19 protein-coding genes are annotated in these 15,566 nt (G+C 62.6%); 11 read left to right on the forward strand and 8 right to left on the reverse strand.

Annotation, left to right across the window (positions count from 1 at the left end; translation table 11 throughout):
* Positions 1-39: 39 nt before the first annotated feature.
* The 5 genes from P775_RS03090 to folK form a co-directional block, all read right to left on the reverse strand.
* The gene (locus tag P775_RS03090) at positions 40-819 is read right to left on the reverse strand and encodes a pyridoxine 5'-phosphate synthase (RefSeq protein ID WP_099909618.1); all 780 of its coding nucleotides are present in this window, start codon (positions 817-819) and stop codon (positions 40-42) included.
* Positions 820-853: 34 nt separating this feature from the next.
* Positions 854-1,507, reverse strand: a complete 654-nt coding sequence (locus P775_RS03095; protein ID WP_099909586.1) for a DUF2062 domain-containing protein — start codon at positions 1,505-1,507, stop codon at positions 854-856.
* 45 nt (positions 1,508-1,552) lie between these two features.
* Positions 1,553-3,691 carry a RelA/SpoT family protein gene (locus P775_RS03100; RefSeq protein ID WP_099909587.1) on the reverse strand — a complete coding sequence of 713 codons (2,139 nt, stop codon included), beginning with the start codon at positions 3,689-3,691 and terminating at the stop codon, positions 1,553-1,555.
* Between the two features lie 38 nt (positions 3,692-3,729).
* Positions 3,730-4,083 (reverse strand): DNA-directed RNA polymerase subunit omega, encoded by a 354-nt coding sequence (gene rpoZ, locus P775_RS03105; RefSeq protein ID WP_089269188.1) that lies wholly within the window; start codon positions 4,081-4,083, stop codon positions 3,730-3,732.
* Positions 4,084-4,162: 79 nt separating this feature from the next.
* A complete protein-coding gene (folK, locus tag P775_RS03110) occupies positions 4,163-4,708 on the reverse strand; it encodes a 2-amino-4-hydroxy-6-hydroxymethyldihydropteridine diphosphokinase (protein WP_342749629.1) in 546 nt (181 codons plus the stop codon).
* A gap of 174 nt (positions 4,709-4,882) precedes the next feature.
* Here folK and P775_RS03115 point away from each other — a divergent pair, with 174 nt between their 5' ends.
* Together P775_RS03115 and P775_RS03120 are read left to right on the forward strand one after the other, a co-directional pair.
* Positions 4,883-5,461, forward strand: coding sequence for a LabA-like NYN domain-containing protein (locus P775_RS03115; RefSeq protein WP_099909589.1), 579 nt, complete (start codon positions 4,883-4,885; stop codon positions 5,459-5,461).
* 36 nt (positions 5,462-5,497) lie between these two features.
* Positions 5,498-5,956: a YqaA family protein gene (locus P775_RS03120; RefSeq protein ID WP_245875544.1), complete on the forward strand. Its 459-nt coding sequence runs from the start codon at positions 5,498-5,500 to the stop codon at positions 5,954-5,956.
* A 239-nt stretch (positions 5,957-6,195) separates the two neighbouring features.
* Here the strand turns inward: P775_RS03120 and P775_RS03125 are convergent, their stop codons facing one another.
* Positions 6,196-7,038, reverse strand: a complete 843-nt coding sequence (locus P775_RS03125) for a cobalamin B12-binding domain-containing protein (protein ID WP_099909590.1) — start codon at positions 7,036-7,038, stop codon at positions 6,196-6,198.
* A 191-nt stretch (positions 7,039-7,229) separates the two neighbouring features.
* Between P775_RS03125 and ispH the strand changes: the two genes are divergently transcribed.
* The 4 genes from ispH (at position 7,230) to P775_RS03145 (ending at position 9,917) form a co-directional block, all read left to right on the forward strand.
* Positions 7,230-8,180, forward strand: coding sequence for a 4-hydroxy-3-methylbut-2-enyl diphosphate reductase (gene ispH / locus P775_RS03130; protein WP_099909591.1), 951 nt, complete (start codon positions 7,230-7,232; stop codon positions 8,178-8,180).
* On the forward strand, positions 8,177-8,629 hold the full coding sequence (locus tag P775_RS03135) for a DUF3429 domain-containing protein (protein WP_099909592.1): 453 nt from the start codon (positions 8,177-8,179) through the stop codon (positions 8,627-8,629). Before ispH ends, P775_RS03135 begins: the two co-directional genes overlap by 4 nt.
* 163 nt (positions 8,630-8,792) lie before the next feature.
* Positions 8,793-9,251, forward strand: a complete 459-nt coding sequence (gene rnhA, locus P775_RS03140) for a ribonuclease HI (RefSeq protein WP_099909593.1) — start codon at positions 8,793-8,795, stop codon at positions 9,249-9,251.
* 45 nt (positions 9,252-9,296) lie between these two features.
* The gene (locus P775_RS03145; RefSeq protein ID WP_099909594.1) at positions 9,297-9,917 is read left to right on the forward strand and encodes a trimeric intracellular cation channel family protein; all 621 of its coding nucleotides are present in this window, start codon (positions 9,297-9,299) and stop codon (positions 9,915-9,917) included.
* Between the two features lie 110 nt (positions 9,918-10,027).
* Here P775_RS03145 and P775_RS03150 read toward each other — a convergent pair whose 3' ends face one another.
* The gene (locus P775_RS03150) at positions 10,028-11,206 is read right to left on the reverse strand and encodes a MalY/PatB family protein (RefSeq protein WP_099909595.1); all 1,179 of its coding nucleotides are present in this window, start codon (positions 11,204-11,206) and stop codon (positions 10,028-10,030) included.
* Between the two features lie 124 nt (positions 11,207-11,330).
* Between P775_RS03150 and def (P775_RS03155) the strand changes: the two genes are divergently transcribed.
* From def (P775_RS03155) to P775_RS03175, 5 genes are all read left to right on the forward strand, one after another.
* Positions 11,331-11,849 (forward strand): peptide deformylase, encoded by a 519-nt coding sequence (gene def, locus P775_RS03155; protein ID WP_099909596.1) that lies wholly within the window; start codon positions 11,331-11,333, stop codon positions 11,847-11,849.
* Entirely contained in the window at positions 11,846-12,340 is a 495-nt protein-coding gene (def, locus tag P775_RS03160) for a peptide deformylase (RefSeq protein WP_099909597.1), read from the forward strand. Before def (P775_RS03155) ends, def (P775_RS03160) begins: the two co-directional genes overlap by 4 nt.
* Positions 12,337-12,831 carry a peptide deformylase gene (gene def / locus P775_RS03165; RefSeq protein ID WP_099909598.1) on the forward strand — a complete coding sequence of 165 codons (495 nt, stop codon included), beginning with the start codon at positions 12,337-12,339 and terminating at the stop codon, positions 12,829-12,831. Before def (P775_RS03160) ends, def (P775_RS03165) begins: the two co-directional genes overlap by 4 nt.
* 115 nt (positions 12,832-12,946) lie before the next feature.
* A complete protein-coding gene (fmt, locus tag P775_RS03170) occupies positions 12,947-13,855 on the forward strand; it encodes a methionyl-tRNA formyltransferase (protein ID WP_099909599.1) in 909 nt (302 codons plus the stop codon).
* A 103-nt stretch (positions 13,856-13,958) separates the two neighbouring features.
* Entirely contained in the window at positions 13,959-14,945 is a 987-nt protein-coding gene (locus tag P775_RS03175) for a glutathione S-transferase family protein (RefSeq protein WP_099909600.1), read from the forward strand.
* A 46-nt stretch (positions 14,946-14,991) separates the two neighbouring features.
* On the opposite strand, the gene P775_RS03180 is transcribed toward P775_RS03175, so the two are convergent.
* On the reverse strand, positions 14,992-15,354 hold the full coding sequence (locus tag P775_RS03180) for a response regulator (protein ID WP_099909601.1): 363 nt from the start codon (positions 15,352-15,354) through the stop codon (positions 14,992-14,994).
* Positions 15,355-15,566 lie beyond the last annotated feature (212 nt).

Here is a 15,566-nt window from a genome sequence, read left to right on the forward strand (position 1 = left end):
AACTTTTGCCAAGACTTTTGGAAAAAGTCTTGGGCGCACTCATGAGCGGGCGGCGTCCATCAGGCGGCGCATCTCGTGGATCGCAGGTTGCAAGCCGCGAAAGATCGCCTCTCCAATCAGGAAATGGCCGATGTTCAGTTCCATCACCTCGGGGAAGGCGGCGACGGGTTGCACGGTGTCATAGGTCAGCCCGTGGCCTGCGTGGACCTCAAGCCCCAGCGCGTGGGCATGGGTTGCCATGGCGCGCAGCTTTTCCAGCTCTGCATCGCGGATGGCGAGGTGGCCCTCGGCGTCGCGCCCACCGGCGCGCCAATGTGAATCGGCGTCGCAATAGGCGCCGGTGTGGAGTTCGACCACTTCGGCGCCGATGCGGTGGGCGGCGTCGATCTGGCGGGGATCAGCGGCGATGAAGATCGACACGCGGCAGCCTGCCTCGCGCAGGGGGGCGATGTAATGGGCCAGCTTGTTCGCTTCGCGCGCCACTTCGAGCCCGCCTTCGGTGGTGCGTTCCTCGCGCTTTTCGGGCACCAGACAGACAGCATGGGGTTTGTGGCGCAGGGCGATCTTCTGCATCTCGTCCGTTGCGGCCATCTCGAAGTTGAGCGGCACTGTCAGCACCTCCATCAGCCCGTCGATGTCGGCATCCGAGATGTGGCGGCGGTCTTCGCGCAGGTGGGCGGTGATGCCGTCGGCGCCGGCCTCCTGGGCCAGCTGGGCGGCGCGCAGGGGATCGGGGGTGTTGCCGCCACGGGCGTTGCGGACGGTGGCGACGTGGTCGATGTTGACGCCTAGGCGCAGGCGTCCGGTTGGGATGGTCATGGCGGTCTTCCGGCTGTTGGTCTCTGAGGGCAACCTAGTCCGGTGGCGCGCCGCCGTCAGCCTGTTTCTTCTTTTTCTTCAACGCGGCCAGCTTGGCCTTGAGCACGCCCTTGCGGCGGTTCTGATAGACGCGGATCACCGGGACCGAGAGGTAATAGCAGATGCCGGCGGCGATGATGCCGGGAAGGATGCCGCCGATCATGTAGGGAAAGAACACCTCGTGATAAAAGATCGACAGGCCGCGCCAGTCGGTGGGCGCTCCGGTGAAGATCGATTCGACATTGCGCCAGAGGTCAGCCCCGGCTTCGGCGAATTTGCGGCCCAGAGAGCCGTGCAGTGAGGGGTCCTTGTTCAGGCCCAGCATCCAGTAGCCCGTTTTCATCGAGATGATGCCGATGGGCAGATAGGTCAGCGGGTTGCCGAAAAAGGTCGCCAGAATTGCGGCGAGCAGGTTGCCGCGCATGATGAAGGCGAGGCTGGCGGCAACCACAAAATGCAGCCCGTAAAACGGGGTGAAGGTGGTGAAGACCCCGGCAAAGATGCCGCGGGCGATCCGCGCAGGCGGGTCCGGCAGGCGGTGCAGACGGTGCTGGACGTATCGCGCTGCCCGGCCCCATCCACCACGGGGCCAGACAGCCTCAGTCGCGATCTTCCAGATCGGTCGCCTGTCCCGGCGTTTGAAGACCACTCTGCCCGTCCTTCCGTTTCTATTTCGTGGCGGCCTGCGCCACTGTCACTCCGCGGCGGCCTGCGCCACGCTGAGCGCCGGATTGCGCCGCCGTTCGACGGAAGCGACGTCACTTTCCGCTTCCAGCGCTGAAATGACCGAGTGCAGGTGTTCCGCATCGCGCAGTTCGACGTCTACGAGCACTCTGTAAAAGTCAGGTTTCCTGTCTTCGAACTTCAGATCCGAGATATTGGCCTGCTGCTCTCCGATCAAGGTGCAGATCCGCCCCAGCACACCGGCATCGTTACCGATCGTCATGTCGAGGGAAACCCCATAAATCGGCGCATGGTTCCCTGTGGCCCATTGAAGGTCGAGCCAGCGGGCGGGCTGATCCTCGAATGCGGCGAGGCTGGCGCAGTCGATCTTGTGCACGATGACCCCCCGGCCACGCTGGGTGATGCCGATGATGCGTTCCCCCGGCAACGGCTGGCAGCAGGGGGCGCGTTCGAATCCCTGACCTTCGGTGATGCCGACAACGGCGCGCTGCAGTTCGATATCGCCGGTTCTGGCCGGGGCAAGGTCGGGATAGACGGCCTGCACCACCTCGCGGGCAGTGATTTCCGCGCTGCCGAGCCGGGCGAGCAGGGTTTCGCGGTCGTGCAGGCGCAGGGTGCGGGCGGCCTTTTCCAGCACCTTTTCAGAGGCCTTCTTGCCGACATTTTCAAAGGCAGAGCGCGCCAGTTCCTGACCCAGCTTGACGAACCGTTCGCGGTTCACCTCGCGCAGGGCGCGGCGGATCGCGGTCTTGGCCTTGCCGGTCTTGGCGATGTCGAGCCAGGTGGTCTGCGGCGTCTGGCCTTCGGCGGTGATGATTTCGACCGACTGGCCGTTCTTCATCCGGGTCCAGAGCGGCACGCGCAGCCCGTCGATCTTTGCCCCCACGCAGGCCGAGCCGATGCGGGTGTGGATCGCATAGGCGAAATCCAGCGGTGTGGCGCCGCGCGGCAGTTTCACCACATCGCCCTTGGGGGTGAAGCAGAACACCTGATCGGTGTACATTTCCAGCTTGACCGCTTCGAGGAATTCGTCGTGGTCATCCTCTCCGTCGAACTGTTCGGTGAGCGAGGAAATCCAGCGTACCGGATCGACCGCAAAGGGGTTTTCGGAGCGCACGCCGTCGCGGTAGGACCAGTGCGCGGCAACGCCGGTTTCGGCCACATCATGCATCTGGCGGGTTCTGATCTGCACCTCGACCCGTTTGCCGTCGCGTCCCGAGACGGTGGTGTGGATGGAGCGGTAGCCGTTGGATTTCGGCTGGCTCACGTAATCCTTGAACCGTTCTGGCACGGCGCGCCAGCGATGGTGGATCGCGCCAAGCGCCAGATAGCAGTCCCGTTCGGAGCGCGTGATGACGCGAAAGCCGTAGATGTCGGAGAGACGGGAAAATCCCATTTCCTTTTCCTCCATCTTGCGCCAGATCGAATAGGGTTTCTTGGCCCGGCCAAACACCTCGGCATCGATCCCTTCTTTTTCCAGCTCCGCGCGCATGTCGGAGGTGATCCGGTGGATCACGTCGCCGGTTTCCTTTTGCAGGGTGATGAAGCGGCGGATGATGCTGGCGCGCCCCTCGGGGTTGAGGACGCGGAAGGCGAGATCCTCAAGCTCTTCTCGCATCCATTGCATGCCCATGCGCCCGGCGAGGGGCGCAAAGATATCCATGGTTTCGCGGGCCTTCTGCTGCTGTTTTTCAAGGCGCATCGCCTTGATCGTGCGCATGTTGTGCAGGCGGTCGGCCAGCTTGACCAGAATCACCCGCAGATCCTTGGACATGGCCATGAACAGCTTGCGGAAATTTTCGGCCTGCTTTGTCTCGGAGCTCGACAGCTGGAGGTTGGTGAGCTTGGTGACGCCATCGACCAACATCGCCACATCGGGGCCGAACCGGCGCGCAACTTCGGAATAGGTGGATTTGGTGTCTTCGATCGTGTCATGCAGCAGGGCGGTGACGATCGTTGCATCGTCAAGCTGCTGTTCGGTCAGGATCGCGGCGACAGCCACGGGATGGGAAAAGTAAGGTTCACCGGAATGGCGCAGCTGGCCTTCGTGCATCCGCGCGCCATAGTCATAGGCCGCGCGGATGAGATCTGCGTTTGTCTTCGGATTGTAGTTGCGGACCAGTGCAACAAGATCTTCGGCCGCTATCATGCGACGCTCTCCTTAACTGGCCCGCAACGCGGCAGGCTTCAGCCCTGGCTTTGCGCTTCCATAAGGGCGCGCAGCAGTTTCTCTTCTGACATGTCGTCGTCAGCAGGCTTGTCCGGTTCGGACCCCATGAGCAGTGCCATGGCGTCTTCTTCGGGTTCATCCACTTCGATCTGGGTCTGATTGGATTCAATCAGACGCTCACGCAGTTCGTCCGCGGACTGGGTTTCATCCGCGATCTCGCGCAGGGCGACGACCGGGTTCTTGTCATTATCGCGGTCCACGGTGATCGCACCACCAGCGGTGATTTCGCGGGCGCGATGTGCCGCGAGCATCACAAGCTCGAAGCGGTTGGGGACTTTGTCGACGCAATCTTCTACGGTGACGCGGGCCATGGAACACTCCAGTTCTGTCGGTTCGCCTTGGAAACCGCAGCTTTAGCGTGGGTGGACGGGATTGACAAGGCGGGATTGTTCACAAAGGCACGACATCAGCGCGCGCCGACGGATCCAGCGCGTCACAGAGCTGGGCAATGGTGCGGCCCAGGGTCGGATGCATCCAGTCTGCCGCAACTTCGGCCAAGGGCACAAGTACGAATGCACGGTCCTGCAGGCGGGGATGGGGCAGAATCAGCTGATCGGGTGCGATGCGGACCTGCTGCTCTAGGGGGAGTGCGCGCCAGTGCGCCTGAGTCGCGGGGTCCGGCAGCACGTTGTCGCCGACTCCGAGCAGGTCCAGATCCAGTATGCGGCTTCCCCAGCGTTCCTTTCGGACACGTCCGAAGTTGTTTTCGACCTGATGCAGGCTTTTCAGAATTTCCCCCGGGGAGAGCGGTGATCGCACAACCAGAGCGGCATTGACGTAATCCGGCCCGGCCCCGATCGGGAAGCAAGGTGTTGAATAGAAACGGCTAATTTTTCGAATTGCAAATCCGGATACGGCGATTTCCGAAAGCGCCAACATTAACGTTTCATTAAGGTTACCGGGTGTATGACTGAAATTTGATCCGACTGCGATCAAGATATCTTGTCCAGAAGAGCGCATAACTTTAACCTTATTGAGATAGCCTTTGGGTTGAAGACTTTTGAGAACCCTCTATTTCCGCACTCATATGGCGGTGTGTTGATTTCGGCCACTCACATGACACTCTGGCCTCATAAGCTACCGATTTTAGATTAAACGGGAGAGAATTTGATGTTTTACAAGGACGAACGGCTCGCGCTGTTCATAGATGGCTCTAACCTTTATGCGGCCGCCAAGGCGCTTGGGTTCGACATCGACTACAAACTTTTGCGTCAGGAATTCGTGCGTCGCGGCAAGATGCTGCGGGCCTTTTATTATACTGCGCTGCTTGAGAATGATGAATATTCTCCGATCCGCCCGCTGGTTGACTGGCTGCATTACAACGGCTTCACCATGGTGACGAAACCGGCAAAGGAATATACCGACAGTCAAGGCCGCCGCAAGGTCAAGGGCAACATGGATATCGAACTGACCGTCGATGCCATGGAGCTGGCGCCGCGTGTCGACCATGTTGTGCTGTTTTCGGGCGATGGCGACTTCCGCCCGCTGGTGGAAAGCCTGCAGCGTCAGGGTGTGCGTGTGTCTGTGGTTTCGACGATCCGCAGCCAGCCGCCGATGATTGCCGATGAACTGCGCCGCCAGGCCGACAATTTCATCGAGCTGGACGAGCTGCGGGATGTGATCGGCCGTTCGCCGCGCGAAGCCGCACCGGCAGAGCGCAGCTTTGAAGTTGCCAGCAGCGGAAAATAAGATGCGCGGGCCGGAGGAGATGGCTGGCCCGCTGACGTGACGGCGTGGTTCACCACAGAGGTTGCCGCCCTGCTGACGCTGTTCGGTGCGGCATTCGGTGCGGCGACCCTGTTGCCGTTTCAGTCCGAACTGGTGTTTGGCGCGATGCAGCTGCGCGATGTGGCGCCTGTCTGGCTGCTGGTGCTGGTCGCAAGCGTCGGCAATACCGCCGGGTCGGTGGTCAATTACATCATGGGGCGCGGCGTCGAGAGGTTTCGCGGCAAACGCTGGTTTCCGGTATCGGAACGCCAGCTGGACCGCGCCGGGCAATGGTACCGGCGCTGGGGGCTGTGGTCCCTGCTGCTGAGCTGGGCACCGTTCGGCGATGCGATCACGGTTGTTGCCGGGGTTCTGCGCACGCCGCTGTGGTCGTTTCTGGTGCTTGTCGCGCTGGCGAAGACCGGACGATATATCGCGCTGGCCTGGGCGATTGCCGCGGCGTCCGGCACAGCATAGGGCCGGGTGTCTCTCTCGCAGGGCGGTTGGTTCCTGAATCCTCTGCGGGATGTGCGACGCCGATTGCGCGGATTTTCCGAAACTTGAAACGGATCTTTTCTGACGCGCTTTTCTATCGGGCGCAAAAACTGATGCGCGTCATCTGGGGTTCGTCGCCAGACGCCTACAGGGTCCCGCTTTTCATCCGAAACACACTCATCGCTTTGCGCGGTGGCGGCACAGCCGAAAGGCGGGACGCTTCAGGGTCTGTTGGCCCAGGGCGACGTGGGGTCGGGCCGTGAGATATTGTCGTTCGAGGCCGGACCGGTCAGGCGTTCGATTTCCGAGACCGCTTCGTCAATGGTGGTCACAACGCTGTCGGGTGCGATGGCGGCCAGCAGATCGGTGTGAGTGACCGCGAACTGCCCGCTGACCAGAATGGGCAGGGTCGGGCGCACCATGCGCACCGCAAGGATCACCCGGGCCAAAGCGCTGGCGGTGGCGGCGCCACTACAGGACAGGCCCAGCAGACGGGCATCTGCCTTGCTGATCTTTTCGACAAGGGCGTCGTGATCCAGCCCGAGGAGCAGATTGACATCCCAGCCCCGGTCGCGCAGCAGATCGCGCGCCATGGTGACGCCAAGGGCATGGGTTTCGCCCGGAACGGCGGCCAGAAGGATAGGGGCGGCATGGGTGATGCGCGGCAGATCGGCCCGGTCGCGCAACGTGCGCATCAGCACGATGATGCGCGACACGCCGCGGGTCACGTCGACAAAGCTGAGCCGGTCTTCGTCCCACATCTCGCCCAGCTGCGCCGCGGCGCGGCCAAGATAATCGTGGTAGATGGACTCCAGCGTGACCCCCTGCCGGAGCAGGGCGATCACGACATCTTCTGCGGCTTCGAAATTCGGGCCGACAAGGGTGTCGCAGAGACCGGTAAGGGTCGCGGGGTCCGGTTCGGGTATCTCTGGTCTGGACTGAACCAGAGTGCTGCGCGCGGCTACGCGACGCAGGGCCTCCTGTGCCAGGGTGCGCATGTCTTCAACATGGATGTACTGGGTCCATGAATCGATCAGGTGTCTCTCGTCTTCCGCGTATGGCATCGCTGCGCTCCTCCCCGGTCGCTGATCCGATGACGATTCGTGCGGCGCTTAAGCGCTCTTGAATGCTACTGTAGGCAGAAAAAACTGTCAGGCAACTGTGACAGGGTCGTGGTTTACAGTTTTTATGACACTCTGGGGACTGGACCGGCGGGGAAGTAAGACTTAGGTCTGAGGCAAGCAGGAGAGTTGAGATGACGCAGCACCCTTTGACCCTATATCTGGCCGCGCCGCGCGGCTTCTGCGCGGGCGTGGACCGTGCGATCAAGATCGTCGAGATGGCGTTGGAGAAATGGGGCGCGCCGGTTTATGTCCGCCACGAAATCGTGCACAACAAGTTTGTGGTCGACGGGCTGCGCGACAAGGGCGCGGTGTTTGTCGAGGAGTTGGACGAGTGTCCGCCCGACCGCCCGGTGATCTTTTCCGCCCATGGTGTTCCCCGGGCCGTTCCGGCCGAGGCCGCGCGGCGCGAGATGGTCTATGTGGATGCCACCTGTCCGCTGGTCAGCAAGGTGCATATCGAGGCGGCGCGCCATGCCGAGAACGGTTTGCAGATGATCATGATCGGCCATGCGGGCCATCCCGAAACCATCGGCACCATGGGCCAGCTGCCCGTGGGTGATGTGCTGCTGGTCGAAACGGTCGCGGATGTGGCGACGGTCGAGGTGCGTGATCCTGACCGGCTGGCGTTTGTGACGCAAACCACCCTGTCGGTGGATGACACGGCGGGCATCGTGGCTGCGCTGAACGCGCGGTTCCCGGCCATTGTCGGCCCGCACAAGGAAGACATCTGTTATGCCACCACCAACCGGCAGGAGGCGGTCAAGGCGATGGCGCCCGACTGCGACGCCATGCTGGTGGTGGGGGCGCCGAATTCGTCGAATTCCCAGCGGCTGGTCGAGGTTGGGCGGCGTGCGGGCTGTGCCTATTCCCAGCTGGTGATGCGGGCGGCGGATATCGACTGGCGCGCGCTGGAGGGCATCCGGTCCATCGGGATAACGGCGGGCGCATCGGCCCCCGAAGTGCTGATCAACGAGGTGATCGACGCCTTTCGCGCCCGCTATGACGTGAGCGTGCAACTGGTCGAGACGGCGCAGGAAAACGTGGAATTCAAAGTGCCGCGCGTGCTGCGCGAACCGGCATGAACGCGGTGCCGCGTTCGGCGCTGATCCTTGGCCTTGCCGGGGTGATCCCGTTCCTCTGGGGCGCGCTGACGCTGATTTCGCCCGGGCTGGCCGATTTCGGGCAGGATGCCTTTGGCCCGCGGTTCATCGGCCCCTATGTGCAGCTGTCTTATGGCATCGTCATCCTTGCCTTCATGTCGGGCGTGCTCTGGGGATTTGCGACCAAGGCGACGGGGCCACGTGCGGCGACGGGCTATGGGCTGTCGGTGATTCCGGCGCTTTGGGCGTTTTTCATGGTGGGCGGCGGGCCGGTGTCGGCGGGAATGAACCTGATTTTCGGTTTCATCGGGCTGTTGCTGCTGGACTGGCAGTTCTGGCGCTGGGGGCTGGCGCCACAGTGGTGGATGCAGCTGCGGGTTTTGCTGACCTCGCTGGTGGTGATCAGTCTGGGCGTTGGCGTTTTTCTATAGGCCTCTGCGCGGGCTGAGAGGTCTTTTTGCGTATTTTTGAAGAGAAGAAGCGGGAAGATGCGGGAAGCGGCGGGCCGGCCCCCTGCTTCTTCTCTTTCTCAAATACGCAAAACACGACGGTGCAGCCCTTGACGAGGTGGGCGGAGAGGGCGAAACGGCTGCCATGACAAAAATATATGCTTATACCGATGGTGCCTGCAGCGGAAACCCCGGCCCCGGCGGCTGGGGGGTGCTGATGCGCGCGATGGATGGCGCCACGATCGTCAAGGAACGCGAGCTGTCGGGCGGTGAGGCGGACACGACCAACAACCGCATGGAACTGCTGGCGGCGATCAGCGCACTTGAGGCGCTCGCGCGCACGAGCGAGATCACCATCATCACCGACAGCGCCTATGTAAAGAACGGCGTCACCAGCTGGATTCACGGCTGGAAGCGCAACGGCTGGCAGACCTCGGCCAGAAAGCCGGTCAAGAATGTTGAGCTGTGGCAGCGTCTGGACGCCGCGCAGGCAGGTCATTCGGTGATCTGGAAATGGGTCAAGGGCCATGCCGGCCACCCCGAGAACGAACGCGCCGATGAGCTGGCCCGCGCCGGCATGGCGCCGTTCAAGGCGGGGGGGTGATATCCTGCCTGCGCCATTGCGCAGCCTGAATCCGGAGCCGGTGGCATGAGCCTTCTCAGTCTTCTGGATTATGCGTCGGTGCTGGTCTTTGCCCTGACCGGCGCGCTTGTGGCGAGCCGGGCGCAGCTGGACATCGTGGGGTTCTGTTTCTTTGCCTGCCTCACAGCGGTTGGCGGGGGCACGGTGCGCGACGTGCTGCTGGACCGCAATCCGGTGTTCTGGATGGCGGACCCGGCCTATCTGGGCGTGGCCAGCGGTGCGGCGTTGCTGGTGTTCTTCACCGCGCATCTGTTCGAGAGCCGCTACCGCGTGCTGGTCTGGCTGGATGCCTGCGCTTTGGCGGTGGCCGTGGCGGCGGGGTCCGGTGTGGCGCAGGCACTGGGGCAGTCGGCGCCTGTGGTGGTGGTCATGGGGATGATCACTGGCTGTCTGGGTGGTCTGATGCGGGATGTGGTGTCCAACGAGGTGCCGCTGGTGCTGAAGCAGGGCGAATTATACGTCACCTGCGCCTTTGCCGGGTCCTGCGCGACGGTTCTGGCGGCTTTGCTGGGGTTCGGGCCGGGGGAGTCGGCGCTGGCCTGTGGCGGGGTGGCCTTTGTGCTGCGGGCGGGGTCGATCCTGTTTGGTTGGTGTCTGCCGGTCTATCGCAGCCGCCCGCCGCGCTGAGGTCGCTCTGGAGGGGGCGGTTTGGGGGCGCTGCCCCCGTCCTGCGGACTCCCCCGTAATATTTAGGGACAGGTGAAACAGGGGGGTGGGTCGCTGTTTCACCGTCAGGTTTACTGCAGGTCGGCAAAGGCCTTTTGCAGGCGTTCGCCGGCTTCGACGATCTGGGCGCGGGACATGGCGAGGTTGAAGCGTTCAAAGCTTTCGCCGCCTGCGCCAAAGCTTGGGCCGGCGCTGGGGGCGATGCGGGCGGATTTGCGGATGCGGGTGTCGAATTCCTCAAAGCTCATGCCCGTGCCTGAGAAATCGACCCAGGCGAGGTAGGTGCCCTGCAACGGCAAGGAGCGCACGCCGGGGATGGCGTTGATGGCGGCGTCAAAGACGGCGCGGTTGCCGATCAGGTGGTCGATCTGTGCATCGACCCATGCGGCGCCATCGGGGCTGTAGGCGGCGGTGATCATCATCAGCGACAGGGCGGCGGGTTTGTAGTCAAGCACTGTCAGGCGTTTGTTCATCGCCGCGCGCAGTTTGGCATCGGGGATGATCATGTTGCCGGTTCGCTGACCTGCGATGTTGAAGGTCTTGGACGCGGCGGTGAGGATCACCATGCGATCCTGTGCCTCTGGCGCCGCGACATGCATCGGCACGAAGGTCTGGCCGGGATAGATCAGGTCGTGGTGAATTTCGTCCGAGATCAGCAGCAGGTCGTTGCGGGTGGCGAAATCGGCGACGGCGCGCAATTCATCCGCTGTCCAGACGCGGCCCGTGGGGTTCTGGGGCGAGCACCAGATCAGGATCTTTTCATCGCCTTTCAGGCGCGACTGGGCATCGTCGAGGTCAACCACATAGGTGTCGCCCTCGAGTTTCAGCGGGCATTCGGTGAGGCGGCGGCCTGCGCGTTCGGTTTTATGGCGGAATTCGTGATAGACGGGCGAGAAGACCACGACGCCATCGCCGGGGTTGCTCCAGACATCAAGCGACAGGGCGATGGCATTGCCGAGGCCCTGGGTGGTCAGGATCCAGTCGGTGTCGATCTGCCAGCTGTGGCGGGTCTGCATCCACCACTGAACGGCGTTGAGATAGTCGGGGAAAGTGTTGGTGTAGCCAAATATGCCATGATCTGCGGCGGCGCGCAGGGCGTCGAGCACACAGGGCGCGGTGGGATAATCGCTGTCGGCGGTCCACATGGCGAGGCCGTCGTCAGGGGAGACGCCGTAGAGTTTCTCCATGCTGTCCCATTTGCTGCAATGGGAGCCGCGGCGGTCGATGTTCTGGTCAAAGTTGAAGGTCATGGGCGATCGTGTCCTTGGCTGTGTTTGCCGGGACGCTAACGCATGGAGCGGTGGCTGCAAGGGTGGGGCAGTCGCCGGGTCATGGATATTGCGTGCGGGGCGGTGTTGTCCTACATGCAGGCGCATGAAACGTCATATCATCCTGCACCCCGACCCAAGGCTCAAGAAAGTGGCCACCCCCGTGGCGGATCTGAGCGATTCCCTGCGCGCGCTGGCTGCGGACATGCTTGAGACCATGTATGACGCGCCGGGCATCGGCCTTGCCGCGCCGCAGATCGGTGTGATGCAGCGGCTGATTGTGCTGGACTGCGTCAAGGGTGAGCATGCAAAGCCGCGCCCGCTGGTGATGTTCAACCCCGAGGTGCTGGCCGTGTCGGAGGATCGCAGCATCTATGAAGAGGGCTGTCTGTCCATCCCCGAGCAGTTTGCGGATGTGGAGCGCCCCGCCGAGGTGCGCGTGGGCTGGCTGGATCAGAATGGCGTGCCGCAGGAAGAAGAGTTTTCCGGGTTGTGGGCCACCTGCGTGCAGCACGAGATCGACCATCTGGAGGGCAAGCTGTTCATCGACTACCTCAAGCCGCTGCGCCGTCAGATGATCACGCGCAAGATGATGAAAATGAAACGGGATATGGCACGCGAATGAGTGTTCTGGAAATTTTGCGCTGGCCCGACCCGAAACTGTCGGTGGTCTGTGATCCGGTTGCGGATGTGACTTCGGTGCGCGGTCTGGTCGGCGATATGTTCGACACGATGTATGACGCGCCCGGGCGCGGGTTGGCCGCGCCGCAGGTCGGTGTTTTGCTGCGGGTGTTCGTGATGGATGTGAACTGGAAAACCGGAGAGAAGACGCCGGTTGTCTGCATCAATCCGCGGATTGTTGCGGCGTCGGATGTGCTGAAGACCGGCGATGAGGGCTGTCTGTCGATCACCGGTGTGTCGGCGAGCGTGACGCGGCCCGAGGCGGTGACGCTGGAATACATTGACCTTGAGGGGGTGTTGCAGGTGGATGCGCTGGACGGTGCGGCGGCGAAATGTGCGCAGCACGAGCTGGACCATCTGGATGGGCTCGTGACCTTTGACCGGCTGGAACCTGCGGTGCGGGCTGAGTTGATTGCTCAGTTTGAGGCGGCATGACGGCGCGGCGGTGCATTCCCTGGCCCGACAGGCGGCTGCGGGCGGTCGCCCAGCCGGTCGAGGAGATCACCGACGAGATCCGGGCGATCTGGTCGGATATGATCGACACGATGGAGGCGATGCCTGGCGTGGGTCTGGCGGCACCGCAGATCGGTGTGCTGCTGCGTCTGGCTGTTGTGGATGCCTCTGAAGGGCGCGGTCAGGCGGTGCGGATGGCCAATCCCGAAGTGCTGCACGCCAGTGTGGAACTGCGCGCCCATGAAGAGGGCAGCCCCAACCTGCCCGGCGTCTGGGCCGAGGTGAAGCGGCCACGTGCGGTGACGGTGCGGTTTGTGAATGATCAGGCTGTGGTCGAGGAGCGGGATTTCATCGGGCTCTGGGCGACATCGGTGCAGCATCAGATCGACCATCTGCAGGGGCGGATGTATTTTGACCACCTGAGCAAGGTGAAGCGGGATATGCTGATCAAGCGGGCGCGCAAGGCGGGATAGCTGTGCGGCAAGCCCCCGTTGGGGGCTGCGAGAGACGCTGTCTCGCGCTCTCTGGGATATTTGTGGACAGATGAAGACGGGGGTTTTTGCCTTTGTCTGGAAGGGGAGAAGCGGCATGCGGATCGTGTTCATGGGGACGCCGGAGTTTTCCGTGCCGGTGCTGGAGGCGCTGGTCGGGGCAGGGCATGAGATTGCTGCCGTTTACTGCCAGCCGCCACGGCCGGCGGGGCGGGGCAAGAAGGACCGCCCGTCGCCGGTGCAGGCCCGGGCCGAGGCGCTGGGGTTGGAGGTGCGCCATCCCGTGTCGCTGAAAGGTTCCGGGGCGCAGGCAGAGTTTGCCGCGCTGAGGGCGGATGTGGCCGTGGTTGTGGCCTATGGGCTGATCCTGCCGGTGGCCGTGCTGGACGCGCCGCGATTCGGGTGTCTGAACATTCATGCGTCATTGCTGCCGCGCTGGCGGGGGGCGGCGCCGATCCACCGGGCGATTCTGGCCGGGGATGCGCAGACCGGCATCTGCATCATGCAGATGGAGGCGGGGCTGGACACCGGGCCGGTTCTGCTGCGTGCTGCCGTTGATATTGGCGCTGAGGAGACGACGGGCGCGCTGCATGACCGTCTGTCTGCGCTGGGTGCCGGGATGAGTGTTCAGGCGCTGGAGCGGCTGGCAGAGCTGCGGGCCGAGGTGCAGCCCGAGACCGGCGTGAGCTATGCCGCGAAGATCGACAAGAGCGAGGCGGCGGTGGATTGGAGCGGTTCGGCGGTCGAAATCGACCGGCAGATCCGCGGACTGTCGCCCTTTCCCGGCGCCTGGACCCTGGTCGCGGGTGAGCGGGTGAAGCTGCTGGGCGCGCGGCTGGCCGAGGGGCAGGGCGCGCCGGGGGTGGTTCTGGACGAGGCGCTGACCGTCGCCTGCGGGCAGGGCGCAGTGCAGGTGACACGGGCGCAGCGGGCCGGGCGCGGGGCGCAGGAGACCGGGGTGTTTCTGCGCGGCATGGCATTGCCTGCGGGCACGCGGCTGGGCTGAGCCCGCTGTCTGTGCATTCCTGTGGGGGGGCCTGCGCGCGCGGCCCCGATTGTTCTTTTTCCGCACGACCTTATGTCTGTTCAAAGCAATGAGGAGAATGGACATGGGCCTTTTGGTCGACGGAAAATGGCAGGATCAGTGGTACGACACCAAGGAAACCGGCGGAAAATTCGTGCGCTCGACCGCGGGTTTTCGCAACTGGATCACGGCGGATGGCAGTGCCGGTCCGTCGGGTGAGGGCGGATTTGCGGCCGAATCCGGGCGCTACCACCTTTATGTCAGTTATGCCTGCCCATGGGCGCACCGGGCGCTGATCTTTCGCAGCCTCAAGGGGTTGCAGGATCACATCGGGGTTTCGGTGGTGCATCCGGACATGCTGGGCGATGGCTGGACCTTTGCTGCGGATTTTGACGGGGCGACGGGGGACACGCTGTATGGTCTGCAGTTTGCGCGCGACATCTACCTGCGCGCAGATCCCAAGGTTTCAGGCCGGGTGACGGTGCCGATCCTCTGGGACAAACAGCGTGAGACCATCGTGTCAAACGAAAGTTCCGAAATCATCCGGATGCTGAATTCTGCGTTTGACGGGATCACCGGAAATCACGATGATTATTGGCCCGAGGCGCTTCATGCGGCAATCGAGCCGGTGAATGCGCGGATTTACGACACGCTGAACAACGGTGTCTACAAGGCGGGTTTTGCCACATCGCAAGAGGCCTATGACGAGGCGGTGCATCCGCTGTTTGATACGCTGGACTGGATCGAAGAGCGGCTTGCGGGCAAGCGATACCTGATGGGCGAGACGATCACCGAGGCGGACTGGCGGCTGTTCACCACGATCATCCGGTTCGACAAGGTCTATCACGGCCATTTCAAATGCAACCGGCGGCGGATCGTGGACTATCCCAACCTCTGGGGCTGGACGCGGGAGTTGTATCAATGGCCGGGTGTCGCGGAGACGGTGAATTTTGACCATATCGTGCGGCATTACCACTACAGCCACGACACGATAAATCCCAATCGGATCATTCCAATCGGTCCGGACCTTGACCTGCTGGCGCCGCATGGGCGCGATGCAGCACACGGGTGAGTGGCGCGCCTTGAAGCCTGTTGCGTTCGATGGAACGCAGCGGGCTTTAGCTTCTGAGAGCGTAATGCTGGGCTATGGCCGTGAGATCTTCGGGCTCTGTTGCGCTGGGCACAAAGGCGCAGGCATTGGAACAAAGCTGAAAGATCGACCCGTCCGAGAAGAACGTGGTGTTGGTGACAAAGATCACCCGGCAGTCCGGCTGGCGGAAGCCAGCGAAATCCGCGACCGCCAGGGCATTGCCCTTTTCCAGAACCAGATCGAGGATGATGACGTCGATCGGTTGGGTCTGAAGCAGATCTACCGCTGCATCGCCATCGGACATGAGGATCGTCGGCAATCCCGCGCGCTCAAGGTGGCGTTGCCAAAGCACGCCGAGATCCTTGCTGCTTTCGACGATCAGAACAGTCAAAACTAGAACTCCGCTGCGGGTGCACTGCCGTTTGGTCAAAGCACTGTTTACCATCATGCCGGCCAAATTGAGACATTTTTATGTGTCAGTGCGTCCACGTATCAGCGTCGTTTTGCCGATCAGGCTGATGCGATTCGTGGCAGGGTCGATCGGTTGTACCGCGTATTTCACATGTTAAGGTGCATGCGACCATCCAGAAACATTCAAGAGGG

The organism is Puniceibacterium antarcticum (assembly GCF_002760615.1).
GTDB classification, from domain to species: domain Bacteria; phylum Pseudomonadota; class Alphaproteobacteria; order Rhodobacterales; family Rhodobacteraceae; genus Puniceibacterium; species Puniceibacterium antarcticum.